The 25841-nt window shown below is 39.6% G+C and carries 26 protein-coding genes and 1 other RNA gene; 15 read left to right on the top strand and 12 right to left on the bottom strand.

The annotated features are described in order from the left end of the window. The 6 genes from VMW81_06840 to VMW81_06815 all read left to right on the top strand — a co-directional run. The coding region (locus VMW81_06840) for a hypothetical protein (protein ID HUU50656.1) at nucleotides 1–294 on the top strand (294 nt) is incomplete at its 5' end. Nucleotides 295–467: 173 nt separating this feature from the next. After that, nucleotides 468–2846: a S8 family peptidase gene (locus VMW81_06835; GenBank protein HUU50655.1), complete on the top strand. Its 2379-nt coding sequence runs from the start codon at nucleotides 468–470 to the stop codon at nucleotides 2844–2846. Nucleotides 2847–2922: 76 nt separating this feature from the next. Further along, on the top strand, nucleotides 2923–4092 hold the full coding sequence (locus tag VMW81_06830) for a hypothetical protein (protein ID HUU50654.1): 1170 nt from the start codon (nucleotides 2923–2925) through the stop codon (nucleotides 4090–4092). Between the two features lie 181 nt (nucleotides 4093–4273). Beyond that, nucleotides 4274–4918: a fructose-6-phosphate aldolase gene (gene fsa, locus VMW81_06825; GenBank protein HUU50653.1), complete on the top strand. Its 645-nt coding sequence runs from the start codon at nucleotides 4274–4276 to the stop codon at nucleotides 4916–4918. A 31-nt stretch (nucleotides 4919–4949) separates the two neighbouring features. Beyond that, nucleotides 4950–5177, top strand: a complete 228-nt coding sequence (locus tag VMW81_06820; protein HUU50652.1) for a zinc ribbon domain-containing protein — start codon at nucleotides 4950–4952, stop codon at nucleotides 5175–5177. Between the two features lie 235 nt (nucleotides 5178–5412). Beyond that, on the top strand, nucleotides 5413–6834 hold the full coding sequence (locus VMW81_06815; protein HUU50651.1) for an MFS transporter: 1422 nt from the start codon (nucleotides 5413–5415) through the stop codon (nucleotides 6832–6834). Nucleotides 6835–6866: 32 nt separating this feature from the next. Here the strand turns inward: VMW81_06815 and VMW81_06810 are convergent, their stop codons facing one another. Genes VMW81_06810 through VMW81_06795 form a run of 4 tightly spaced genes read right to left on the bottom strand, consistent with a single transcriptional unit; the run spans nucleotide 6867 to nucleotide 12635 of the window. Further along, the gene (locus tag VMW81_06810; protein ID HUU50650.1) at nucleotides 6867–7718 is read right to left on the bottom strand and encodes a ChaN family lipoprotein; all 852 of its coding nucleotides are present in this window, start codon (nucleotides 7716–7718) and stop codon (nucleotides 6867–6869) included. 22 nt (nucleotides 7719–7740) lie between these two features. Further along, complete coding sequence (locus VMW81_06805; protein ID HUU50649.1) at nucleotides 7741–10869, bottom strand: efflux RND transporter permease subunit; 3129 nt, start codon at nucleotides 10867–10869, stop codon at nucleotides 7741–7743. Between the two features lie 4 nt (nucleotides 10870–10873). After that, a complete protein-coding gene (locus VMW81_06800) occupies nucleotides 10874–11992 on the bottom strand; it encodes an efflux RND transporter periplasmic adaptor subunit (protein HUU50648.1) in 1119 nt (372 codons plus the stop codon). Between the two features lie 31 nt (nucleotides 11993–12023). Then, entirely contained in the window at nucleotides 12024–12635 is a 612-nt protein-coding gene (locus tag VMW81_06795; GenBank protein HUU50647.1) for a TetR/AcrR family transcriptional regulator, read from the bottom strand. Nucleotides 12636–12871: 236 nt separating this feature from the next. On the opposite strand from VMW81_06795, the gene VMW81_06790 reads away from it, so the two are divergent. Continuing rightward, nucleotides 12872–13381 (top strand): phospholipase D-like domain-containing protein, encoded by a 510-nt coding sequence (locus VMW81_06790; GenBank protein ID HUU50646.1) that lies wholly within the window; start codon nucleotides 12872–12874, stop codon nucleotides 13379–13381. Between the two features lie 41 nt (nucleotides 13382–13422). Continuing rightward, nucleotides 13423–13860 (top strand): pyrimidine dimer DNA glycosylase/endonuclease V, encoded by a 438-nt coding sequence (locus tag VMW81_06785; GenBank protein ID HUU50645.1) that lies wholly within the window; start codon nucleotides 13423–13425, stop codon nucleotides 13858–13860. A 69-nt stretch (nucleotides 13861–13929) separates the two neighbouring features. On the opposite strand, the gene budA is transcribed toward VMW81_06785, so the two are convergent. Next, entirely contained in the window at nucleotides 13930–14718 is a 789-nt protein-coding gene (budA, locus tag VMW81_06780; protein HUU50644.1) for an acetolactate decarboxylase, read from the bottom strand. Between the two features lie 188 nt (nucleotides 14719–14906). On the opposite strand from budA, the gene VMW81_06775 reads away from it, so the two are divergent. The 4 genes from VMW81_06775 (at nucleotide 14907) to VMW81_06760 (ending at nucleotide 17596) form a co-directional block, all read left to right on the top strand. Next, a complete protein-coding gene (locus tag VMW81_06775; GenBank protein HUU50643.1) occupies nucleotides 14907–15113 on the top strand; it encodes a hypothetical protein in 207 nt (68 codons plus the stop codon). Between the two features lie 159 nt (nucleotides 15114–15272). Continuing rightward, entirely contained in the window at nucleotides 15273–15716 is a 444-nt protein-coding gene (locus VMW81_06770) for a DUF6717 family protein (protein HUU50642.1), read from the top strand. Nucleotides 15717–15920: 204 nt separating this feature from the next. Further along, complete coding sequence (locus tag VMW81_06765) at nucleotides 15921–16634, top strand: hypothetical protein (protein HUU50641.1); 714 nt, start codon at nucleotides 15921–15923, stop codon at nucleotides 16632–16634. A 173-nt stretch (nucleotides 16635–16807) separates the two neighbouring features. Then, nucleotides 16808–17596, top strand: a complete 789-nt coding sequence (locus tag VMW81_06760; protein HUU50640.1) for a serine protease — start codon at nucleotides 16808–16810, stop codon at nucleotides 17594–17596. A gap of 46 nt (nucleotides 17597–17642) precedes the next feature. Here VMW81_06760 and ssrA read toward each other — a convergent pair. The 3 genes from ssrA to rnr form a co-directional block, all read right to left on the bottom strand. Continuing rightward, nucleotides 17643–17998: a transfer-messenger RNA gene (ssrA, locus tag VMW81_06755) on the bottom strand. Nucleotides 17999–18005: 7 nt separating this feature from the next. Then, nucleotides 18006–18467 carry an SsrA-binding protein SmpB gene (gene smpB / locus VMW81_06750; protein HUU50639.1) on the bottom strand — a complete coding sequence of 154 codons (462 nt, stop codon included), beginning with the start codon at nucleotides 18465–18467 and terminating at the stop codon, nucleotides 18006–18008. A gap of 43 nt (nucleotides 18468–18510) precedes the next feature. After that, nucleotides 18511–20562, bottom strand: coding sequence for a ribonuclease R (rnr, locus tag VMW81_06745; GenBank protein ID HUU50638.1), 2052 nt, complete (start codon nucleotides 20560–20562; stop codon nucleotides 18511–18513). A 222-nt stretch (nucleotides 20563–20784) separates the two neighbouring features. Here rnr and VMW81_06740 point away from each other — a divergent pair, with 222 nt between their 5' ends. Beyond that, nucleotides 20785–21228: an NUDIX hydrolase gene (locus tag VMW81_06740; GenBank protein HUU50637.1), complete on the top strand. Its 444-nt coding sequence runs from the start codon at nucleotides 20785–20787 to the stop codon at nucleotides 21226–21228. Between the two features lie 19 nt (nucleotides 21229–21247). Here the strand turns inward: VMW81_06740 and nifU are convergent, their stop codons facing one another. From nifU to VMW81_06720, 4 genes are read right to left on the bottom strand one after another with little or no spacing between them, the layout of a single operon-like run. Continuing rightward, entirely contained in the window at nucleotides 21248–21619 is a 372-nt protein-coding gene (gene nifU, locus VMW81_06735) for a Fe-S cluster assembly scaffold protein NifU (GenBank protein HUU50636.1), read from the bottom strand. 20 nt (nucleotides 21620–21639) lie between these two features. After that, complete coding sequence (nifS, locus tag VMW81_06730) at nucleotides 21640–22812, bottom strand: cysteine desulfurase NifS (GenBank protein HUU50635.1); 1173 nt, start codon at nucleotides 22810–22812, stop codon at nucleotides 21640–21642. 47 nt (nucleotides 22813–22859) lie between these two features. Continuing rightward, entirely contained in the window at nucleotides 22860–23540 is a 681-nt protein-coding gene (cysE, locus tag VMW81_06725) for a serine O-acetyltransferase (GenBank protein HUU50634.1), read from the bottom strand. A gap of 21 nt (nucleotides 23541–23561) precedes the next feature. Further along, a complete protein-coding gene (locus VMW81_06720; GenBank protein ID HUU50633.1) occupies nucleotides 23562–23999 on the bottom strand; it encodes an Rrf2 family transcriptional regulator in 438 nt (145 codons plus the stop codon). Between the two features lie 338 nt (nucleotides 24000–24337). Between VMW81_06720 and VMW81_06715 the strand changes: the two genes are divergently transcribed. Together VMW81_06715 and VMW81_06710 are read left to right on the top strand one after the other, a co-directional pair. Further along, entirely contained in the window at nucleotides 24338–25057 is a 720-nt protein-coding gene (locus VMW81_06715; protein ID HUU50632.1) for a tetratricopeptide repeat protein, read from the top strand. 385 nt (nucleotides 25058–25442) lie between these two features. After that, nucleotides 25443–25841: secondary thiamine-phosphate synthase enzyme YjbQ (locus tag VMW81_06710; GenBank protein ID HUU50631.1), on the top strand; the 399-nt coding region annotated here is incomplete at its 3' end.

Genomic DNA, 25841 nt, shown 5'->3' with positions numbered 1-25841 from the left:
GTGCATTTTGGCGAACCGTATTGGGAACGGCGGAAGAAGCAAGAGAGGCTTTTATCTCGTCCAGATCTTTTTAAAGATATTCGTCCAGATCTTTTCAAAGATGTAATACCGGATGACCCGGGTGTCGATAAAACTTTTAATATGCCTGGATTAGATTTCTGGTCAGGGGGGAGAACCTGGGATCGGAAACCTCTCATCATTAAAGACGACCTCCGCAGCATCCAGGAGGCTGAAACATTTCCGAATGGCCCTCTGTTCAAGAGCCGTAGAAAGCCGGGGTCAGAGCTGTTTTGATAAGTTTATTATAAATATTAAAAGGGGAAATAGCAATGGTTCAAGAAATAGAACATTTTTTATTGTTTTTAAGAGGTTTTTTGTGTCAACAAAAACAAAAACCCCTCTCTTTTATCATTTCAATTCTAACATCCGCTTTTCTTGTATTCTTTCTTTTTTCGGCAGGAGAAGCTGTGGAAAAAGGGAAGCTTTCCATCACGGATACAACAGGTAAGCCGATCGACTCGGTTGTCATTGAGATTCCAAGCGAAGACGCCCCGAAAGACAAGTCAATAGAGGTAGTCAAGGAAGATTGGAAGATCAATGCCGGGTATGACTATATCATTGATGCCCCAGGTTTTAAAGCTGCTTATCTTAAAGGGGAGGACCTCAACAAAAAAGGAGGTGTTCAGCTCAAGCAAACGCCGATTCGCCTTGGAACCATTCCCTTTGGAGGTGATCATGAAATACGTTTTGGAGTAGATTATTTTACTGCTGATACTGTTGATATTGATGAGAGTAAATATTCAGAAGAGTATGGCAGGTCACTTGGTACTGCTTTAGAGTATTTGATGCAGAAACCTGACCCTAAGATAAAAGCTGGTTGGGGCTATTTAATGTTAACTAACTTCGCTAAAAATTTAGAAAAAGAAGGAGTCGATCCCTATACAGTATCGATTAAGACAGAACCCTTTTTTGGAACAGAAGGTTTTCGTCTGAGTAGAAAAGTTTTTCATGAGGGAGAATGGAAGCTACCAGAAGAGATAGAAAAAGATAAAGGAATCGAGAGTGTTGCACAGCATCTTCAGCCAATAAATATTTTTGTAGGTGCTGGTTCAGAGAGCGAGCCTCAGACAGTAAAAGTTGGAGAAATCGATACTGTAGTGCAGTATATTGATTTAGAGAGAGCTTTTGAGGTTTATTTGACGCCAAAATCTGAAGTTCTAAGAAATCTGAATCTGTCTGAAACTCTAAGAAATGATTTTGAAAGATCAGTTGAGGTCTGGCAGAAATATGGACTTGGTGGGCTTTTTGCCTGGCAGAAATCTGGACTTGGTGGGCTTTTGGACTGGGTAGAAGAGATGGAGGATTTTGGGGATGATCCAGGCGTCGATGCAGTCGATAGCTTTGGTTTTTACATTTCTATGCCTAAGAAACCGGCTTTTGAAAGTAAATTTGGGTGGAGCATTGCTTTTTTTGACGACCCCCGCAGCATCCAGCAGTCTGAGACATTTCCGAATGACCCTCTGTTCAAGAGCCGCGGAAGCTGGGGTCAGAGCTATCTTGACCAGTGGGGCCTGCGCCGCATAGGCTTTAAGCCAAGCCCAGAAAGGCTAAAGTCATTGTGGCCCAAAAAGGCAAAGCCTGTTATTGTTGCTGTTATTGATACTGGCATTGACAGGTCTCATCCTGAGATTTCTTCATCACTATGGAAAAATGAGAAGGAAATCCCCAATAATGGCAAGGATGATGATAAGAACGGCTATGTCGATGATGTTTACGGGTGGAACTTTGTTGATAAGAGCAACGACATACGGGATATCAACGGGCACGGCACCATCACAGCCGGCATTATTGCCGCATTGACAAATAACAAGATTGGCATTGCTGGTGTTAACCCTTGGGCGAAGATTATGCCGATTAAGGCCATGGAGTGGGACGGCAGGGGCTGGGCTTTTGATATTGCCAAAGCCATCATTTATGCTGTTAACAACGGTGCCCGCGTTATCAACATCAGCATCGGAGGAAAGCGCCTCAACCGCATGGAACTCCTGGCAGTTAACTACGCGAGGAGAAAAGGAGTAATCGTGGTTGCTGCTGCGGGAAATGAGGGAGTGAATACAAAGGAGTTTTCGCCTGCCGGGCTTCCGGGGGTTGTCACGGTCGCAGCCACAGGGCCCGATGATAAGAGGGTGGGCTATTCTGGCTGGGGAACCAATGTTGATATCGCTGCTCCTGGAGTTGATATTCTCTCTCTTCGCGCAAAGAGGACAGACCTTCTAAAATTCGAGAAGAAGGACTACAAGCCTGGAACTGCCTTTGTTGGCAAGGACAAAGATTATTACCGCGTCACTGGAACATCCTTTTCTGCACCCTTTGTCAGTGGTGTGGCATCGCTCATCCTATCGAAAAACCCGAAGCTAAGTGGTATGCAGGTAACGCGTATGATCCTCCATTCATCAAGAGACATCGATATGCCGGGATGGGATCAGTTCACAGGATACGGGCTTCTCGATGCCAAAGCTGCCATGAAGGCAGACCCCGATTTTTATGTGCTCTCACGCATCTTTAAAGTGGGGGGAACAAAAAAGGAGGGGAAGTTTTTTATCGAGGTTTCAGGACGCGCCATGGCGAATAATTTCAAACGCGCCTGGATCGAAGCCGGGCAGGGGAATAACCCAAAGGAGTGGGTCAAGGTGTCTGATGATATTACTGCGCCGGTCAACATCGGGCAGCTTGCTCTTATCCCTCCAAAGCATTTCAGTGGTGCTAAGGAATGGACGCTGCGCCTGATTGTGGAGCATCAAAACGGTTTTAAAAGAGAGTCGAGGTTCAATCTGAAGCTGGGATAATAAATAGTTACCGGTTTTATACAATTAATTATATCAGGCATTTCATAGGTAAATATTAAAAGAAAGGAGGAGAGAAATGAGAGAAGCAAAATTTAAATTATCATACATTGCCGTTTTTATTGTTGTTGTAACCTTCACTATCTTCTGTATGCCGCAGTTAGTATTTGCCGTTGCCCGTGATGCGATCATAACAAATAACGGTCAGTCAGTGCCTAACGCTACTGTAGTTATAGAGACAGCAGAGGGAAAACCAATAGCAAAATCCACGACAGATGAAAATGGGCGCGCAGAATTCGATCTGCCTGAAGAATCGTACGGCAAGTCCCTGAAAGTTACTCTTGAACCGGCTCCTCTCAAGATTGACACTGCAGCTCCAATGGGTCTCAATCTCAAGCATGAAATTCCAGCAACAACGGGTGGCGAGCCTTGGTCACGTTTCTCCATGGATCTTGGCGGTGGCTTCTCCACCTTTAGTAAAGACGTAGTTTCCGTTATAGAGAAGGCTGCTGAGCCGATAAACGTAGGAAGCAACTCCGCAGTCGGCACCGGCGCACAAACGAAGCAAAAAGTCGTGGAAACAGTAGGGGGTGCTCTTGGCGGGATGCTGGGGGGCCTCGGTCCGATGAGCTTCGGAGGACGGGGGGATGATGTTGGCGACAGCGAACCGGAGCTTGCTGAAGACCCGGTTCCCGAGACTGTAAAGAGAGTCTTCACTGATCCTGCAACCGGCACAAAAATTAAGGTCGGTGGAAAGATGACGCCGGATGGGCTTCGTATCAGCACAACGATTCTTGACTCGCCCGACAAGGGGACATTCCAGGCGGTCTATCTCATGGATGATAAGGGCAACAAAGCAGGGCCTGTCCTCTACGACATTTATGAACTTTATCAAGAATGGACGCTGACAGTAAGCTGGACATATACCAGGTGGTCTGGTGGAGAACAGATCGAACATAAGGAGGGCGGCTGGAGCGAGAGCGGCAGTAACATTCTCGGAACATTCGCTGTACCGAAAGAGAACGACGGCATCTGGAAGCAGATGGGTTTCTCTAATGCAGTGGCAGGTGTCAGGGGACTGGGCACACTTTTTCCGGTTAACCCTGAAATGCTGCAAAATCAGCCGATGCATCTTGTAGTTCATGTTACCAAACCATCGCAGCAGGCAGTGAATACCACGGGGTATGTGATGAGTATGCCGCCTAATGCCATGTCTGGTAACAACGTAGGGTTTATCCGATCATTCTAATGTTGAACTTTATTTTTTAGGTAATTGGGGAAACTAGGCCTAAACCCAGGTTCTTATAATTAGTCAGTTTAGGTTTCAAAACCCATTTCATTTATCCTTCAAAATCGATTTGTCTTTTTAAATAAGATATAGTATATTTACCCAAGGATTTTTTAAGTTCACATAATATGAGGGGAGATAAATGAAACTCTTTATAGATACTGCAAATATAAAAGAGATTGAGGAAGCAACCAGCATGGGTATTATTGATGGGGTTACCACAAATCCAACTCTCGTATCCAAAGAAGGGAAGGACTACAGGGAGGTTCTTCAAGAGATTTGCAAAATCGTGGATGGCCCTATTAGTGCGGAAGCAGTAAGTGATACCTGTGAAGAGCTTATAAAAGAAGCAAGGAATCTCTCAGCCATACATAAGAATATCGTTGTTAAGATACCCATGACATGGGAAGGTCTCAAAGCAGTAAAGAGATTAAAAGAAGAAGGGATTAAGACCAACGTCACCCTTATCTTTTCTCCCAATCAGGCAATATTGGCTGCAAAGGCCGGCGCAACCTATGTTAGCCCTTTTGTGGGGAGGCTGGATGATATCAGTCATATCGGTATGGACTTGGTCGAGCAGATCGTCACGATCTATGAAAACTACGGTTTTTTCACAGAGGTGATTGTAGCGAGTATAAGAAATCCCCTTCATGTTGTTGATGCTGCCATGATAGGGGCCCATGTTGCGACAATCCCTTTTAATGTTATTGAACAACTGGTAAAGCATCCCTTAACGGATAAGGGCATAGAGAAGTTTCTCTCTGACTGGAAAAAGATACCCAAATAGCATACAAAATTGAAGGAGGAGCTGAATAAGAATGCCTATTTTTGAATTTACCTGTAAGGATTGTAATCTTGATTTCGAATGCTTGGTAAAAAGTAATAAAAGTAAGACAGAATGCCCCAAATGCGGGAGCAAAAAACTGGAAAAGAAATTCTCCCTTTTCGGTATGAAGAGTGGGGATAGCTTTACAAGCTCAGTTAGCTCAGCATGTGGTTCCTGTACTCCTTCTCCCAGTGCATGTAGCACCTGTTCAAAGAAGTGATTTTATAATAAAAAACCAAGAGGGGGTTCTCCTAAAAAAGGATGAACCCCCTCTTTAAATTAGATCTGATTTATGCAACCGCTCCTTTTTCTTAAAAATCTTGCTGTAAATCATAAAGAACATTGGAGTAAAAAAGAAGATTGATATCATCATGAAAACTGCTGATATACGTATCTCAAGCATTTACTTATGGTCATGTCTCAGTTAAATGAATAGTTTTTAAGGTACCTACTTCATGGAAAATCTTCTCTCTCAGAGTGATATTAACAAGGGATTAAGGTACTCAATAATCGATGGAATATTTGCTAACCTCTTTGGGACGCTTACTGGAGGTATCTTTCTCATATCCTTTGCCCTTTATATCGGTGCGAACGAGCTTCAAATCGGATTGATTGCCTCGATACCCCTTTTGGCAAATTCAGCCCAGCTCTTATCGTCCTATATCATAGAAAAGACCAGAAAGAGAAGAGAGGTTTCTATAGGATTTTCTGGAATCGCCCGCGGTATCTGGATCCTGATAGTTTTTTCATTACTCCTCTATTCACAACCGGAAAAACCCTCTTATCTGATATCTTTCGTCATTATTATCATTGCGATCTCTTATGTGTCCGCCTCCATCAGCGTTGTTTCCTGGCTCTCATGGATGTCGGACCTTGTTAAGGAAGACATCCGCGGCAGATATTTTTCCAAGAGAAATATTATGTGCGGAATTGCCGGACTTCTCGTGACCCTTTTGGGAGGAAGGTTCTTAGATTATTGGAAGATAAATTATGAAGGGAATCTTAATAATGGGTTTATCTTTATTTTTCTAGCTGCCCTCTTTTTTGGACTCATAAGCATTGTTTTTTTGAAAAAAATTCCTGAACCACCGTTTACGGTTCAAAGAGAAAGGATTTCATTCTTCAAGGGAATTTCCTTGCCTCTTAAGGATCCGAATTTCAAAAGATACATTTTTTTTACTGCATTCTGGTCTTTCTCCGTTCATTTTGTCTCACCTTTTTTTACGGTTTATATGATTCAGGATTTAAAACTCAGTTATACATTGATTTCAGAGATGGCTATTATCTCGATTTTAGCCGATATCGTTGGGATGAGATTATGGGGAATTTTATCAGACAGATACGGAAATAAGCCGGTTATATTGTTTAATGGTTATATTGCTAGCTTTATACCTTTCTTATGGATCTTCATTACACGTGAATCAATCGGCTTTTTAATCCTCGTACACCTAACAGCTGGTTTCTTCTGGGCGGGTCTGAATTTATGCACAAGCAACCTGCTCCTTAGATTATCACCTAAAGAACATAAATCTATCTATATCTCCTATTTTAATGCCATAGGAGGGCTCATCGCTGCCATTGCTCCTATCATAGGAGGAATGGCAGCTCAATATTTCAGCCAATGGAGGGTAGAGATATTATCTTTTGAAATCTATCGCTTGCACTTCGTCTTTTTAATCTCTTTCTTATTGCGCCTGATATCAATAAGCTATTTTAATAACATAAAAGAGCCAGCAGAAGTTCCTGTATCAAAAATGATGCGTGTTATCAGGAACATCAGGGGTCTTAATACCCTCATGGGATTTAATCATCTCCATCACTACTTCATTGAAGTCAAACGCAAGATGGCAAGAAGAAATAATAGTGAGATGCATTAGCATTGCTTTTGCAGATAATAAGAATAAATCCCTTAATCATTCATAATCCACAGATAATCAGCCTCAGCATTAGTAATTTTCCTATCATCTTGATCTTCACCTGCTTTAGGAATAATAATCCGAGCAGTGACATTCATTCTTTCCCTGATGCGAGCAAGTATGCCCAAACGCTGCGCATGGATGCTGCCAGCCAAGATAATCAATTGATAGTCTTGGTTTTCTTTTAAAAATTGAACAGCATGATAAGCCATAACACTATCCCAAAGAACCTGAGCTTCGCAAAAATTTTCAAAGCTACCTTTCTTGTGAGAATTGAGCTCATAAACCTCTTCAAGATAGCTTCGATAGTTTTGTGGGATATCACAGGAAACACGGGGAAGGCTTGAGCGCTCTTCCTTAGACAGGGATTTAAACCCTTTTGTTGCTATTTTGTGCGTAACTTTTCTTGGTATATTCAGTCCGATTAGAGGTATGCTTTCATCACGAATAAAGCGAAGTATATCCACATAGAGGGGATAATATGTTTTGGTCCAGTTTTTACTAAAGAGCAATTTCATCTCTATTTCATCTAACTTCCAGTAAGACCACTTCTCAAGATATTCATTGCTTTTTTGCTGGAACATTTCCATACCTACAGTGATAAGAGAATTTTTTCTGTGGATTTCCTGAATAATCTTTAGTTGTATATCATGATGTCTTTTTTGATTGTGGGTCTCCCCTATAATAACAACGCGGACATTTTTTATATTATGAATAAGAGTGTTAAAAGAAACTTCTTCCCCTGTTCTAAGATTAATGATTGAATCGGTAAATGGTGACAACAGATTTAGAGAAGCACACCCCATCAAAGAAAGAAATAGAATCATGCTAAAATACTGTTTCAATTTTTAGATTGTCCTTCTAATCTTATGAACTTCTTTTTTCTTTTAATGACAATACAAGGCTAAAGAGTGAGGGGACTACAAGAAGAGTAAAGATAGTTGATACGATTAGCCCGCCAATAACAACGCTTCCAAGGCCTCGATAAAGCTCGCTCCCAGCACCTGGGAAGAGGACTAGAGGCGTCATGGCAAAAACACTGGTGGTGGTACTCATAAATATCGGCCGAATCCTTGTTCTTACACTCTCTACGATAGCTTTCTGAGGCTCCATTTGATGGTCTCTGATAAAGTTCAGGGATTGATGAACAATCAAAATGGCATTATTGACTACGATACCAATAAGGATAACAAATCCGAGCATTGTAAGAACATCCATCTGCTGACCCGTAATAGAATGAACAATAAAGAGACCGATAATCCCGCCTACTGCTGCCAAAGGCACACTGAACATAATGACAAAGGGATAGAAAAAGGATTCAAACAAAGACGCCATAAGGAGATAGGTGATGACAATGGCCAGCAAGAAATTCCACTTAAGGTCTTCAAAGGCTGTTTTGAGCTTATCAGCTGTTCCCGCAAGCGTTGTTTGTATCTGATTGGATATGAGCCCCTTTTGTCTCATTGGCTCTATGATTTCTTTTTCGATTTTTTCCATGGCTGTGGAAAGCTCCATACTGGATGGTGGCGAAACAACGAGGGTTACTGCCCTTCTCTCTTCAATATGATTTATCTGGGTAGGAGATTCTGTCCTTATGAAACGGGCAAAGGTAGAGAGGGGAACCAGACGGCCGTTGCTAATGGCAACCGGAATTGCTTCCAGGTCATCGGTTGTTTTAACAGTCCCTGTGGAAGAGATCAGCTTTAAATCGATCTTGTCTCCTCCATCCCAGAAATCACCTATCACAGCGCCATCCACCATGGTCCTCACAACAAAGCCTGCCTCCTGGACATTCAGTCCCATTTCAGCAGTCCTCTCTTCATCCAGTTGAATCTCTATCTCAGCCCCTCCCAGATTGAAATTCGGGGGATCCGGTCTTGGGAATCCGAGCGTCTTTGTAATCTCAGGCATGAGCATGAGTCCTGTTTTTTTAATCTCTTCCATATCATCTCCGCTGATCTCAAGTTCAATGGAGTTTCCTCCTGTGATTCCCCGCTCAAAGAGAGAGCGCTGAAAGGCAAAGGAGAGAACCCCTGGGATCTGAGAACTGGCATTCATGACTACCCTTTCCAAGGGCTTGACCCTTCTTGGGTCTTTGCTTCTTAAACCCATAAAAACATTCTGTCCAAAGGATACATAGAAGAAGTGCTTGATAGGGGGACCGTCGAGCTTTTTTGCCTCCTTGCTTCCCAGCTCTGCTTTCCAGTAAGGCTTGAGATATTTTTCGATCTTTTTTCCCATGCTTGTAAACTCTTCTTTGCTGTATCCAGGTGGGGTAATAAGAAAGCCTATGACGAGATTCTGATTGCCTGCGGGGAGATAGGTCATGGGGGGAAGAAGCAGAATACTGATCACTATTGATAATCCTGTAAGTCCAACAATCGTTACAATTCTTTTTTTAAAGCTCTTGTTGATAGATGAAATGAGATTGCACACAAAATCCTGAAAAGAGGCTGCCATTTGATGCAATCCCTTTAATAATTTTTTTAACCTTTTCGCATTTTTCTCTTCTTTTATCTCAATCTGGGATGCAAACATGGGTATGAAGAGAACAGATACAAAAAGGGAAAGACCTACAGCAGAGGAGATGGCAATGGCAATATCCTTGAAGAGCTGACCGGCCTCCTCTCTTACGAATACAACAGGAATAAATACAGCCAGCGTTGTTAATGTGCTGGCGAGCACAGCTCCCCAGACCTCTCTGGCGCCGTCTAGGCTTGCCTCAAAGGTCGATTTTCCCATCTGGACATGCCGGTATATATTTTCCGAGACCACAATGGAATTGTCCACAACCATCCCAACAGCAAAGGCCATTCCCGCAAGGCTTATCACATTCAGGTTTCTTCCAAAGAGAACCATAAGAAGAAAGGTCCCGATAATACTGATCGGTATGGCAAAGGCTACAATAATTGTGCTTCTGATATTACCGAGAAAGACAAGAAGAACAATAATAGCCAGGGTTCCACCAACATAAAGGTTTTGAAGAACAAGGTCAATAGCGCTCTGTATGTATTCTGTTTCATCATAGACCTGTTCGAAGCGAAGACCTTTCGGCTCCAGAATATTAGCGTTTATCTTTTTGAGTTCCCTTTTCAGACCGGCCATAACTTCCATGACATTGCTTCCACTCTCCCTTGTTGCGTTCATGGCAATGGTTGGTTCGGCCTGTGAACGACCAACTAACTCCTGCTCCTTGTAACCGAATTTTGCTTCAGCCACATCCTTCAGATAGATAGTCCGGTCATTATTACGGACAATAACCGTTTTCATGAGGCTATCCAGAGTCTCATACTGACCAACGGTTCTTATGGTGTAGGACCTTTTTCCATGCTCAATGTCCCCTCCAGAGATATTGATATTTCGCTTTGTAAGGGTGTCTCTTATCTCTGCAAGGGTGAGTTTTCTCGATGCCAGCCTCACGGGGTCGATCTGAACATGAACCTCTCTTTCAACTCCTCCCCGGATATTGATGGAACTGACCCCAGGAACCCGCTCGAGTATTGGTTTAATATAATCATTGATCAGATCAAACATCGTGGCAATGTCGTCTCGAGGTGGATTGCTCTTGAGGATAAACCATGCAATGGCTCTCTGCACTGCTGTAGTGCCCGATTCAACGATAGGCTCATCCACATTCTCAGGATATTTTGGAACCTGCCTTAATTTTTCCGATGTATCAAGAAGGGCGCGGGACAAATCGGTCCCAATATAAAATTCAAGGGTGATCTCACTCTGGCCTCTCGTGCTCACACTCGTCATCTTCTTGAGGTTCTGGATCGATTTGAGTTTGTCCTCCTGCTCCTCAATAATCTCCCTCTCAATCTCTTGTGGGCTTGCTCCCTCCCATGTGGTGGTGACGGTGATCTCCGGTTTGTCCACGTCAGGGGTGAGCTGCATAGGGAGTCTGAAAATAGAAATCATCCCGAAGAGTGTGAGGAGAATAACCCCCACAATGATCGTAACTGGTTTCTTAATGGCAAATTGAATCGGGTCCAATCTGTTATCCCTCTCTCTTTTTTTCAATAATCATAACAGGTTGTCCTGGCATGAGACGCTCGTTCCCCCGGACAACCACGTGGTCATTTTCTGATACCTCTCCCTTGACCTCGAGCCAGCCCTTTATGTTTCTTCCTACAAGAACAGGGACCATTTTAGCGGTCTTCTCCTTAGTCACGATAGTTATGATCTTGTTATTTCCAAAAATCGTCAGAGCATCCTGGGGAACCATGAGCACCTCTTCCTTTTTTCCATAAAAGAGGGATACGCGGGCGACCATTCCGACCTTGTATTTTCTGTCAGGATTCTTAAGCTCTATCCTTAAAGGATAGGTTCTGGTTTTTGGATCGGCAACAGGGAGGATAAAAGAAATCTTTCCCTCGGTATTTCCGTGATTCAATGCATCAAACCTGACGCTGACCAGGTCTCCCTTCTTAACCTTAGGTATCACCTCTTCCGGAACAAGAACCTCAATCCTCAAGGGATCAATCTGGACCAGTTTGACAACGTTTTTTCCCTTTTCTATCCATTCTCCCCTTTCAACAAACTTCTCTATGACCACACCAGCAAAGGGACTAAAAATTCTCTTCTTTCCCATCCTGTCCTCAAGCAATTCCACGGCTATTTTACTCCGGTTATAAGCACTCTTTACAGCGTCGGTATTCAATTTTGAATCAATGTAAACCCTTTCCGATATAACCTTTTTCTTGTAGAGTTCATCATTTCTTTTGAGCTCATCAACTGCTTTTTCCCAAAGGGCTTTGTTCTCAACTACCTTCTCCTTTGCATCCTCCAGCAGAATCTTGAGCTGGGAGTCTTCTATTGCAACCAAAAGGGCTCTCTTATTTACAAAGTCACCTTCATCAAAAAAGATATCCTTAACAAGCCCCTCTACCTCAGAGCTGACTAAAGATATCCTTGGAGATTCAACAGTGCCTACAAGCTGGATCATAGACTGGACAGGCCTCTTCTGCACAGGGACAACCTCTACTATGGCAGGTGGAGGCCCCTGAGGCTTTTGTTGTTTTTTCTGATTATTTTTTGGAGACTGGCCGCAGGCAGGTCCTACCAAAAAAAGTAAGATAACTATTGAAACCAAATATATTCTTTTTGCTTTTACCATTTACGTTTTTCTCCCTCTTATCAGTGATAGACTATTCCTTTTTTACCCCAGATAAAAAAAGCTCCATGATGGTTTTGTGTTTATCGAGTAATGAATAGGGTTTTGGACTGTTAACCCATTGAAAGATAAAGGAATTAATAATCCCAGATAGAAAAAATGAGATATCCCAAGGGCTTCTCTCCCTCAATTCTCCCCTTTCAATGGACTCCTCAATCACGCTTTTTAGAAACTCTATGTACTCTAAATACATCTTATGGCATCGCTCACCTATTTCAGAGCGAATATCCCATTCAAAACCGCTTCGCTCAATCACATAGAGTTTGAAGAAGTCTTTATCGTTTTCGAAAAATTCAAGAACGGCATAAACAACATTATCTATTTTTTTGATTCCCTCTTGATTGAGGGCACTCTCTTGAATGAACTTGAAGAGATTTTCGGTTTTCCTCTCGATCAATGCTGAGTAGAGCTCGTCTTTGCTCTTAAAAAAATTGTATAACGTGGCAATAGCAAATTCAGATTCTCTGGCAATATCCTGAATCGTGGTTTTAAAAAATCCTTTCTGAGCAAAGAGTTTCTGTGCACTCTCTAAGATCTCATCCCTCCTTGCCAGATATTCCCTTTCCTTCCGACTCAGAGTGCTCATAAAACCTCCTTCTATTTTTTATAATAAAATTCTTAATTTAGAACGAGTATTCTCAATATATAATATATATTTCAATTTGTCAACACAAAAGTAATAGTTTTTAAGGTTATTTTGCTCAGATTTAAATCCTTTATAAGATTTGATTAGAATAACCCGATGATATCTTTGTCTTGACATTAAATGTAATCATATAAATAATGAATTCAAAATAAATTGCCATTTTTAGGAGGATTAAGATGATAAAAAAGAGACTTATTCCTATATTTCTATTATCATTCGTTTTTTTATATATCTCTCCTTCTTCTGCAGAGGTTTTGGGGATATATTTTCCACCAGGAAAGAGGGCTCACCGACCAATCATCAATTTGTATAAAAATGCTCAAAAGTCCATTCATCTTGCCATTTATACCCTTACAAAAAATGATATTGCAAGGGCCTTGATAAATGCTCATAAAAGAGGAGTAGAGGTTAAGGTGATCATGGATGACGAAAAGGCTCTAGATATCCACTCTGATGACGAGAAACTAGAAGAAGCTGGTATTGAGGTGGTCAAGGATGGACCTTTAAGCCTTATGCACAATAAATTTGCTATCATTGACGGGATCATTGTATATACAGGGAGTTATAATCATACAAGGAGTGGGACTGAATATAATGATGAGAATTATATTGTTATGAAAGATAAAATGGTTGCAGAAATCTACGAAAGGCAGTTTCAAAAACTTTGGGAAAAATATAAAAGATAGAGTTTTTGGGAAAACAAATAAGAGAGAATTTTTCAAAAAATATGCGTTTATGGTCGATTCATCCAAAATATTTGGATAAAGCTGGATTAATTGCTTTGTGGAGAGAAGGGCTACTTGCTCAAAAAGTTTTGGAAGGGGGCACAAAAGGCTATAGGAATCATCCACAACTGGTGAGATTTAAAGGGGTTAAGGATTCGCTAAAGCTTATCGGTTCTTATTTGAGTATTGTCTATAAAGAAGCTGAAAAAAGAGGTTATCATTTTGATAAGAGTAAAATAAATTATTTTAATAGAAGGGTGGGTAAAAAGATTTTAATAACAGATCACCAAATAGGATATGAGATAAAACACTTAAAATTAAAGCTGATCAAGAGAGATAGAGAAAGATACAATAAACTCAGTAAGATTAAAAAAGTAGATATTCATCCGCTTTTTAAATTGACTCAAGGACCGATTGAACTATGGGAGAAAACTAGGTAATGGTGGTGCTTCTGGACCAAATTTCGAACCTATTTTCACAGGAATATGCTTGATCCAATTTAAATCAGATTATCTTTCGATCTTTTTCAAATCTGCTTGTTTATCAGAGGTTAAATCAGCGTCATAAAAAGCCTTATTTTGGGGGAGAATTATCGAGAACCTCGATGTCTCATCGACTTTAAGAACAGCTTCCTGAACCATGAACTCAAGCACATGTCCTCCTGCCTTACCATCTTCAGTCAGAAAATGAAGATGATAACCGGGTAAATTTATACCTTTCACGTACGGAGGACATCGAAAACCGACCATGGTTCCTTTTACATTCTTAAAGTTGAAAACCGGCTGATTCCTCACTATCTCTTTGAGTGGTTCGTAAGGTTTGCTTTGTTTTGGGACGCTTCTTGTCTTCATCGCTTTGAATACGCCTTCGATCCTGATTGCATAAAAAATATTAGGTGTGGAAATCATATTATCCATTTGTTTTTTAAAAGAGTTGAAATTTACACCGTGCCGAAGGTCAACTCTATGATCTACTTCGAAAAAAGTAACTGCGGCAAATGGGGTTTTCATGTTGATATCAGCTTGTTTGGCTCTGCCATCTGAAGTTACTTGGTAGAATCGACCGTCAATGGCAAGCATTTCTCCGTCTAGGCTGTTAAAACTACCTAAACCTAGATCACCATATTTCTTCAACTCTTTTATAGTCATTCCTCCGTCGTAAACTCCGCTTAATAATGCATCAATTGTAGAAACCTGAGTTAAAGTATCTTTTTGATTAAACAGATTTTCACTATATCCTATTTGGCTGAAAACAATCACAACAGCAGCAACAATAATTAATTTTATGTATCTTTTCATAGCTAAAGGCTCCCTTCTTATGTTTGATTGTATGAGTTACTTTGTATTATGTCAAATCGATTTATGGAAAATCTTGACAATTTATATTTAAATGATAAACTATTGATATTAAAAGAAGTTAGATTAAAAAATTCGTATATAAATTGTTATGTGTTAACGAAAAAAAAGAAAACAGGTAGGAAAACACAATGGATAGCTCGGCAACAATAATCTGGGGTATATTATTTGGTTCTATTGGAATTGGTTATTTTATATATGGTAAAAAACAGCAAAAGGGGGTTGCTTTACTTTCTGGTGTTGCACTCATAGCTTTTCCTTATTTTGTCTCCAACATTTTTTTAATCATTCTTATTGGTATTGTTTTGATGGCTTTGCCTTTTTTCATAAGATACTGAATCACAAAGTTGAACCCATAACAAGGCGCTGCACCTGACTACCATTCTGCTTTGACAAATTTTAAAACAATTTTTTCCATTCGTTTTACTGAAAATCTTGACAATTTATATTTAATTGATAAGCTGTTGATATTAGGTAAGTTAAATTAAGAGATTCGTATGTTAATTGTTAGGAGAAAAGATAACATGAGAAAGATACTTGTCACATTGGTTATCGTTCTATTCATTTTCGGCTGTCGTCAAGAGCCAGTTGCACCAACATCAAACTCCCTGCTGGTCATAGCACCTTATCGTCATGCTGGAACATGGGTTTTTGACGACTCCAGCCGGGGATTATCAAAGGAGCCCTTCGTTGCCGGAATTCCTGAATTGATAGACAAGCTTGTTGCTGACATTCCAGATGCAGACAAAGGGTTCAGACTTACATTCTCAGCACAGGAGTTCCCCGGATACGATGACAAGCTTGTCTGGAAGAGAAAGGATGCATCAGGCAATTGGTATTATTCAGAGAAATTCAAAGCCGAAGGCTGGCTTTGTTCTGCCCTCTACAAATACTTCAGAACTGCACCAAAAGAGATTTATGTAAAAGCAGAGGCTAAATAGCCTCCCAATTAACAGATCCACCTCATTCTGTATAGCTGCACCTTGCGCGAATCGAATCTCTTTCATTAGCACTATCTAAATATAAAGCGGGAATATACCAGTCTATTTAGCTGAAAATCTTGACAATTTACATTTAAGTGATAAGCTATTGATATTACAAGAAGTTAGATTAAGAAATTCGTATATTAATTGTTGGCGATAAAAATGGACAAAAATCAAGAACGTTTCTATTTAGATCAATTTATCAACAAATCTGGATTAAACATTCAGGTTGTTGAAAAGAAGCGAGAGGATCCGGATTTTGAAATTGTCCATAGTTCTAAGACGAAGGGAATCGAAGTTAGTGGGATTTTCAAGAACATCCGAGGTAAAGGTGGATCAAAGACCGCTGAATTGGAATCTTTTCGCTCTGGCCTTTTGATCATGGCCAAAGAAATCTACTTTCAACGCAATCCCATTCCGATCAATGTCAAAGCCTTTTTAACGCAAGCCCTTCCTCATGGAGGTAAAGGCAAACAGAATGTTGCTAACCAAATTGTGGAACTGATCGAAGCAGCTAATTTATCGGACCAGCCTTTGAGGCACATTAGAATACCAGGCAAAAAACATATCAGGTTTTTACATGCTACAACATTACCTTCTGGCATCACTCCAAGATGGATATGTGTTAATAATGCTGTGGGTTGGTCTCGCGGCTTACTCTCAGTAGAACTTATCGAAGCTATTGCTGAGAAAGAGGAACTGCTTCCGGTATATAAGAAGGATTATAATTCAGTCATGTTGCTTCTCGTAGCGGATAGAACTAAAGCCTCCGGGATGTATCATCTAATAGATTCAAGCAGTGTTAGGACTCTGACATCTGGTTTTGAAAGGATTTATTTGTATTTATATCCAGAGGATATATACAGATTATGCTAACCACTGCGTGGAATCGGAAGTGGTAAACCGTGCAGCTCAGCTTTGACGAATTTTAAAACAATTCTTCCATTCGTTTTACTGAAAATCTTGACAATATATATTTAATTGATAAGCTATTGATATTAAAAGAAGTTAGATTAAGAAATTCGTATATTAATCCTTAGACATAAAAAATGTCAGCTATAGAACTAATTGCACAAATAAGATCTGGAGTAGCTGAAATAGCTTTTGAAAAAGATCGCGAAGTTTTAGGAAATGGTAGTGCCTTTCTCGTCCATGGTGGGCTTGTAACAAACAGCCACGTTATTCGTCCTCCCGGCCATATTGATGCAATAAGAATTCGATTCGAAGACACAGAGCAAAAAATACGTTTACTGCCGGAAGACCTTTATAATGCCACCTTAGCAGAATCGCAGGAATCTGAAAGAGATTATGCTTTTATAAATTTAGCAGAGCCAGAATTCGAGGGTAGACATAAATTTGAATTCGGTGATTCTTCAGATGTCTCAGTAGGAGAAAAAATATTATTTTTAGGATTTCCCTTTGGTATGCCTCAATTAACTGCTCATATGGGCTATATTTCAAGTATTCATGAAAAACAGGAAAAAACAATTATTCAAATTGATGGGAGTGTTAATGGCGGCAATTCAGGAGGCCCATTAATTTCTTTAGCATCTGGCAAAGTTGTTGGGATTATCACAAGAGCAATTACAGGAATAATCGAACAAGAATTTGATAATTTAATTGCAACCCTACAAAACAATCAAAGAATCCTATCGCAAACTAAAACTAAGGCCGTTATTAAAGTCCGTGGAATAGACCCGATTCAAGGATTAAGAGCTTCTCAAGCTGCTATGGAAAAAATTGCAAGGAATCTAAAACGCTCTGCAAATGTAGGTATTGGTTATGCTTTTTCAATAAATCACATTCGAGACCATATACAAGATTTAAATTTGACCTAACAACCCACTGCAACTATTATCGTTCTGCTTTTTGTAGCTGATTTTTTGGTGGAGGCGGCGGGAATCGAACCCGCGTCCGGAAATCTTCCACTAAGATATCTACATGCTTATTCCAGGTTTTAGATTTCATACCTCCAAACTCCCCTGGAACGGGATTAAGGAGGTACTAGCCTAGTAAGATTTCGCCTTTACTCCCCCTAGACATGGAAGAAAAGACTAGCCCGCTATTTGACGCCCTTTTCCATCCCACGGGCGAGAACAGAAAGGACGTAGCTGCGCTTTAAGCAGCTAGTGCATACTCATGTGAGTTTGCAGTTGTAGTTTCCCATTTGTTTTACGAGCCAATGGGACCTCGGCATGCAACCTTAGCTTCAACTATCCCCGTCGAAACCTATCGCCCCCCTTTTTCTTAAATTCTTTGTCTATTTTTAAAGGCCCTTTCAATATCCTTCTTAGCGTCTTTCATCTTCATATCCTCTCGCTTATCGTAGAGCTTCTTTCCCTTTGCAAGGGCCATCTCAATCTTGGCAATTCCATTTAAAAAATAGAGTTTTAAAGGAATAAGGGTAAGGCCCTTTTCCTTTATCTTTCCTGTAAGTTTCTTGATCTCTTTTTTATGAAATAAGAGCTTTTTTGTTCTTAAGGGGTTATGGTTAGCATCGCTGCCGTGAGAATAGGGACTGATATGGCAGTTATAAAGATAGACCTCTCCCCCCTCTATGGAGGCATAACTTTCTTTTAGGTTTACTTTTCCTTCCCTTAGAGATTTTACCTCTGTTCCTTTAAGGACAATCCCTGCCTCATAGGTTTCACTCAGGTGATAATCATGAGATGCCTTTTTGTTTTTGCATATAATCTTTTGAGAAACCATTGAAACGCCTTAATTATTGCTTAAACAATCTAAATATACTCCTTTAAAGGGATTTTTTCAACAGGGAAAAGTCTATTTCTCTCTTCTCAAGACTGACATTTGCTACCCTGACATATACCCTGTCTCCCAGGCGATAGGTTTTCCCTCTGGATTCTCCCTTGAGCATGTGCTGGTTTTCTAAATAAATGTAATAATCATCCTGAAGATTAGTTACATGCACAAGCCCTTCCACAAACAGGTCTTCCAGTTCTACAAAAAAACCAAAAGGGGTAACACCTGAGATATATCCAAAATATTCCTCTCCAATCTTATTTAACATGAACTGTGCCTTTTTTAAATCAACAATTTCTCTTTCTGCTTCATCAGCGAGCCTCTCTCTATTGGAAGATTGCTCGGCTATTTTTGGAAGGGTCTCTTCCAGCTCTTTTATTCTCTTTTTCGAAAGCCTTCCCTTTTTTCTTGCTATCCTTAAAAGTCTATGAACCGTAAGGTCTGGATATCTTCTTATGGGAGATGTGAAATGGGTATAATTGTCAAAGGCAAGGGCAAAGTGTCCTAAATTTTCTTCTGAATATCTGGCCTTCTTCATCGACCGAAGAAGGATGGTGTTTATAAGCCTCTCTTCTGGCCTTCCTTTTATTTTTTCCAATATATGCTGTAGGGACTTAGAATGGATGTTCCCTTTACCTTTTATCCGGTAACCAAACCCGTGGACAAACTCATTGAACACCTCTATTTTTAAGGGGTCAGGCTTATCGTGAACCCTATAAAGCGAAGGAATTTCTATCCAGAAGAGATGGCTTGCAACGGTCTTATTTGCAGCCAGCATGAATTCCTCTATCATCTTGTGAGCGATGGTTCTTTCTGCTTTGATAATATTCTCTATTTTTCCATTCATATCCAAAATCACATCAGCCTCAGGAAGGTCAAAGTCAATGCTCCCCTCAGCCAGTCTCCTCTTTCCCAGTATCTCTGTTAGGTCTTTCATCAAGAAAAGCTCATCTTTTATGCCTTTGTACTTTTTCATAAGGGTTTTACCCCCATCAAGTATCCTGGCAACATCTGTATAGGTCATCCGTTCCCTGCTCTTTATAACCGTATCCAGAATCTCATAGCTTCTCATATTTCCCTTTTTATCAAAATCCATCATCGCACTCATCGTGAGGCGCTCTTCCATTGGATTAAGGCTGCATATCCCATTGGATAGGCGTTCTGGAAGCATGGGGATAGCCCTGTCAGGGAAATAAACACTTGTTCCTCTTTTATAGGCCTCTTTGTCAAGCTCACTATTTTCTTTTACATAATAGCTGACATCGGCAATATGGACCCCTAATCTTATATTTCCATTTTTTAATTTCTCAATGGAAACAGCATCATCAAAGTCTTTTGCTGTCTCCCCGTCAATGGTAAAGGTTATGAGTCCTCGAAGATCTACCCTCTTCTCAATTTCTTCAGGGTTTATTTGTAGAGGACATTCTTCTGCCTCTTTTAATACCTTTTTTGGAAACTTGAGTGGAAGGTCATACTTATGAACCACAATATCGATTTCAACATTTGGGTCATCAGAATAGCCCAAAATATCGATTATCTTTCCTTCGGCATTATATCTTAGGGTTGGATAACTGGTTATCTCTACCTTAACAATCTGGCCTTTTTTAGCGGAGGAACGATTTTTCTTGGGGATATAGAAATGCTGGAATATCCTTCTGTCTTCTGGAATGACATAGGCTGCCTTTCCATCGAGATAATAAGCTCCTATAACAATTGAGTGGGCCCTCTCCACTACCTTTAAGACTATACCCTCTCTTCTTTCTCCCCTTCTCATTGACTCTATTCTTATTATAACACTGTCTCCATGCATGGCATTTCTCAAGTTTCTGGGGCTTATATAAATATCAGGCTCTTCTTTTTTTTCCGGGATTAAAAAGGCGTAGCCATCAGGGTGTGCCTGGATTCTTCCTGTAATTAAATTCCTGTTTTCCTGGAGGGAATACCGTGATCCTTTTACCCTTACTATCTTTGATTCAATATTCATTCTTTTAATCATCTTTCTGAAACTACTCCTCTTTTCAACAGGAACCTGAAGCCTACTTATAAGCTCTTTTATAGAAACAGCCTATGACCTGCTTCTTTCAAAATCTTCAAAATATCTCTTTCATTTATATCCATTGCTATGATTATATCCTTTGTTCTATAATAAATAAAAGACCGAACTTAATGTTCGGTCTTGTCTTAAGACTCTTTCTTTTCAATTTAATATATTATATAAGAATATAAAAATCAAGCATGATTAATCAATAAGAGGAGAGCTGAAAATATGAGTCTAGATATAAAAAAATGCCAGAACTGTGGTGAGGTAGTTCATGTATACAAGACTCCTTTTGTCACTGTTGATATCATTATAGAGATGGAAAATAACAAGATCATATTAATTAATAGGGCAAACCCCCCCAAAGGCTGGGCTCTTCCAGGGGGATATGTTGATTATGGCGAATCCCTTGAGAGAGCCGCTATTAGAGAAGCAAAAGAGGAAACCTCTTTAGATATCAGACTCATAAGACAGTTTCATACATACTCTGACCCCAAAAGAGACCCTAGACAGCATAATATCAGTACAGTTTTTATAGCGAAGGGTGATGGTGTGGCTGAGGCAGATTCAGATGCTAAGGATATCGGTTTGTTTGGAGAAGAAGACCTTCCAGATAGAATTGTTTTTGACCATCCAAAGATTTTAGATGATTATTTCAAAAATAAATACTAATGAAAATCTCTTTTTAAAACTATTTGTTTTGCTTTTTTTGATAATCTTCTATTGCTGATTTAAGGGCATCTTCTGCTAATACAGAGCAATGTAACTTTTCTTTTGGCAAACCACCAAGGGCTTCTATTACCACCTTGTTTGTTAGTTTTAATGCCTCTTCAATGGTTTTGCCTTTGATTAATTCAGTAGCTACTGAGCTGCTTGCTATTGCAGCCCCGCAACCAAAGGTTTTAAATTTGATATCTTCAATCACATTATCTTTTACCTTAATAAAAATCTTCATTATATCTCCGCAAGCTGGATTGCCTACAGTGCCAACACCATCCGCATCCTCTATCTCACCAACATTTCGTGGATTTGTAAAATGATCCATGACTTTTTCTGTATACATATGCCTTTCCTTTCCTGAATTTATTTACCCATAACAGTTTTTTTCTCTTCCCAAAGAGGAGACATCTCCCTCATCTTTTCAACAATTGGAGGTAAGACTTCTAACACATAATCTATATCTTCCTCTTTATTAAACCTTCCAAGGCTAAATCTCAGGGAACCGTGTATTACCTCAGGAGGTATTTTCATGGCTAATAATACATGAGAAGGTTCCAAAGATCCTGAGCTGCAGGCTGATCCTGTAGAAACTGCAACACCCTTCAGGTCTAAATTGATTAACAGGGATTCTCCTTCTACATATTTGAAGCTCATATTAAGGGTTGTAGGAAGCCTGTTTGTCGGATGACCATTTAATTGAACATGAGGTATCTTTTCCATTATACCCTTAAATAGGGATTCCCTCATGGAAGTAAGTCTTTTCAATTCGTTTTCCATCTCCCTTTGAGCAATTTCACATGCCTTTCCAAGCCCTATTATTCCCGGAACATTTTCAGTTCCTCCACGTCTTTTTCTTTCTTGATGTCCTCCGATTATTAAGGGATGCATTCTGGTCTTCTTTCTTATATAGATGGCACCTATTCCTTTCGGACCGTGAAGTTTATGCCCGGATAAGCTTAAGAGATCAACACCTAAATCATCGACTTTAGTAGGTACCTTTCCCACGCTTTGGACGGCATCTGTATGAAAATAGACTTCGTGTCTTTTTGCTATTTCACCAATCTCCTTTACAGGCTGGATCGTCCCTATTTCATTATTGCCGTGCATAATTGTTATAAGGAGCGTATTTTCTTTTATCGAGTCTTCAATCTCCTGAGGATTAACGGTTCCATATTTATCTACTGAGACATAGGTTACCTCATATCCGTGTTTTTCTAAAAAATTACATGTTTCTATTATACAAGGGTGTTCTATCTGGGAGGTAATAATATGATTACAATTCTTTTTATATACACCCTTTAACGCCATATTATTCGATTCACTACCACAACTTGTAAATACAATTTCTAAAGGATCTGCGCCCAGGATTTCTGCCACCTTTTCCCTTGCCTCTTCAACCTTTACCCTTATCGTTCTGCCAAACTGATGGACACTGGATGGATTCCCGAAATCTTCCTTCAGAAAAGGCATCATTGCTTCAAGAACTTCAGGGTCCAATGGAGTCGTTGCATTATTATCTAGATAAAACTTTTTCATTCTTGTAATATCCCTCCTTTTTCATGCCCAATTTTTTATTTCAAAAACTATTTATAGAGCTCTAAAGAATCTTTTTTTAACTTAGCGATTTCTTTTTCCATTTCTAAAATTTTATTAACCAGACATTTAAGAGCCTTTGCTTGAGGATCGGGGAGTACATGGTGATTGAGATCCACCTTGTCTTCTGCCTTTTTTTCTCCTTTAAATACGACTTTACCAGGAATTCCTACCACAGTAGAATTTGGAGGCACCTCATTAATTACAACCGAATTAGCCCCGATCTTACTATTATCACCAACCATAAAAGGGCCCAGTAACTTTGCACCAGCTCCAACCACAACATTGTTTCCCAGAGTAGGATGACGTTTTTCTTTTTTCAGGCTTGTTCCTCCAAGGGTTACACCATGGTAAAGGGTACAATTATCACCTATTTCTGCTGTTTCCCCTATAACCACTCCCATTCCATGATCTATAAAAAAACCAGAACCTATCTTTGCCCCGGGATGGATCTCAATACCAGTCAGCAATCTTCCAATATGAGAAATAAATCTACCTAAAAAGAGAAGTTTTTTTCTCCAGAAGAAATGGGCAATACGATGAAATATTAATGCATGGAGACCTGGATAACAAAAGAGAATTTCCAAAACACTTTTGGCTGCTGGGTCTCTTTCAAAGACTGCTTCTATATCCCCTTTGATCTGTCTAAACATCACAGTGCTCCTCTTCAGTAATTGATAAGTTTTTAATCATCAGATAGCAATCCTTTTGGATTGATTTTTGTTCTTTACGCATAAGTCTTCAAAGGTGGTATTTTCTAAAATCTCCTCGACCTTATTCTTGATATCTCTCCATAACCATATTAAATCACAGTTTTCTTTGTGATCACAAAGGTTGGAAGCATTATCATTGACACAATCAATCGGTGTTAAGGGGATGTCCATACTCCTCATGATCTCCGCTATGTTTATACTTCCTGGTGGTTTTGCAAGGAAATATCCTCCTCTCGCACCTCTTTTGCTACTTAGATAACCAGCATTTTTTAGCTTAAGCAAAATTCCTTCTAAAAATTTTAAAGGAATCTTCTGGTTTTCAGCAATATCTTTAATATGAATGAGCCCCTTTCCATAGTTTAGCGACAGATAATGAAGAGCTCTCAGTGCATATTCACCTTTTGCGGAAATTCTCATTAATTTACCTGTGTTTTTAAAATTTTATTCCCTACCTTTTTAGTAGGAATAATATGTTTCGTTTTCTCCATTGTCAAGCAATTTTTAGGATTTTAGAAATTTTCTTTTATAAAGCTTTAATTTAATAAAACATAATCTTATAACTTCTCAGGTGTATTGCTCAGAAATCCAAAAGAAGTGAGGGTAAAATCGAAAACAAAAGAACCGCAAAATTATATTGACGATGTTCTGTCTTTTTGATTTAATACAATCGATTCAAGTTTAGATTTTACTTCTCCTTGAGAATCCAGAATGATTTTTATCATATCCATTGTTCTTCTCATTCTAAGAAATTATAGATGAAAATGGAATGGCAAGACATAATAAGGAAGCTTAAAGAATACAAAAAAGCTATCAAAGGATTAGGTGAAAAAGACCGGTCTGAAAAGGGGAATACATTAGAACCCTCTGTTGATCTGAAAGAGACAAAAGATGCCTATACAAGGATCATAGAGCAGAACATAGAATACGCCGAGGCTTATATCGGTCGTGGGACTGTTTCGAAGAACCTCGGTGACGATTATCAGGCCATCAGAGACTATAACAGGGCTATAGAGCTGAACCCAAAATCAGCAGAGGCTTATTTTTGTCGTGGGATTGTTTATCAAGACATTGGTAAATTCTATCGTGCCATTCGAGACTATGATCGAGCAATAGAGGAAAACCCAAAATATGCAGAGGCTTATAATCATCGAGGGATTGTTTTTAGGAAACTTGGAGATTATCATCGTGCCATTAGGGACTATGATCGAGCAATAGAAGAAAACCCAAAATATATAGCGGCATATCATAATCGGGGAAGTGCTTATGAGATAATTGGTAACTATTATCAAGCTATCGAAGACTATAACAAGCTTATAGAAATTAACCCAGAAGATAAAAAGTCATATTCCAATCGCGGGCTAGCGTATGAGAAACTCGGCAACAGTGAACAGGCTATTAACAACCTTAAAACTGCTGCAAGATTGGGCGATAAAGTTGCCCAGCATGTCTTAAAATCAAAAAGGATTCAATGGTAAGATAAAAGCTTTTTTAGTTGAGTTGCTTTGATAAAAAATCATTGATCCAGATTCAAGCTTTGATTCCACTTCTCTTTTTTTTAATCCAGTTGAATTTTTTATTGAATTCTTGCTATTATTAACTTTGTTAGAATGGTATTAACTTTTTATTAGATTTTTATTTAATATGACAAATCTATCAAAATTTTATCTTAAAAAAGGATTCAAACAGGTTATACTTTTTCTTCTAGTATTAATATCAATGATTTATGGAATAATAGGCTTTGATGTCTTTCCTGTATTAATGGGACTTATTGCTGTTTGGATTATCAAATTCGTTCTTGATTTGACTTAAAAGGGTCTTCCATGATCTTTATTATCTTAACTCTCTAAAAAGGAGGATATGGTGAAAAGTTATCGAAAAGAATTGTGGTTTAATGTGCCTACAAGACGGGCCTTCATCAACATAACACCACAGGTCGATGAATGTTTAAAAGAAAGTAGAATCAAGGAGGGTCTTTTGTTGGTAAATGCCATGCACATAACAGCATCTGTGTTTATCAATGATGATGAGTCTGGCCTGCATCAGGATTATGAGAGATGGCTGGAGGAATTAGCACCACACGAACCCATATCACAATATATGCATAATCGGACAGGTGAGGACAATGGCGATGCCCATCTAAAAAGACAGGTCATGGGCCGAGAGGTTGTCGTTGCTTTGACCAATGGGAAGCTGGACTTTGGGCCATGGGAGCAGATCTTTTATGGTGAGTTTGATGGTCGACGAAAAAAGAGGGTATTA

The sequence above is a fragment of the Nitrospinota bacterium genome (assembly GCA_035528715.1).
Lineage (GTDB): Bacteria > JADFOP01 > JADFOP01 > DATKYB01 > DATKYB01 > DATKYB01.
This window is presented reverse-complemented; position numbering and strand designations above follow the sequence as displayed.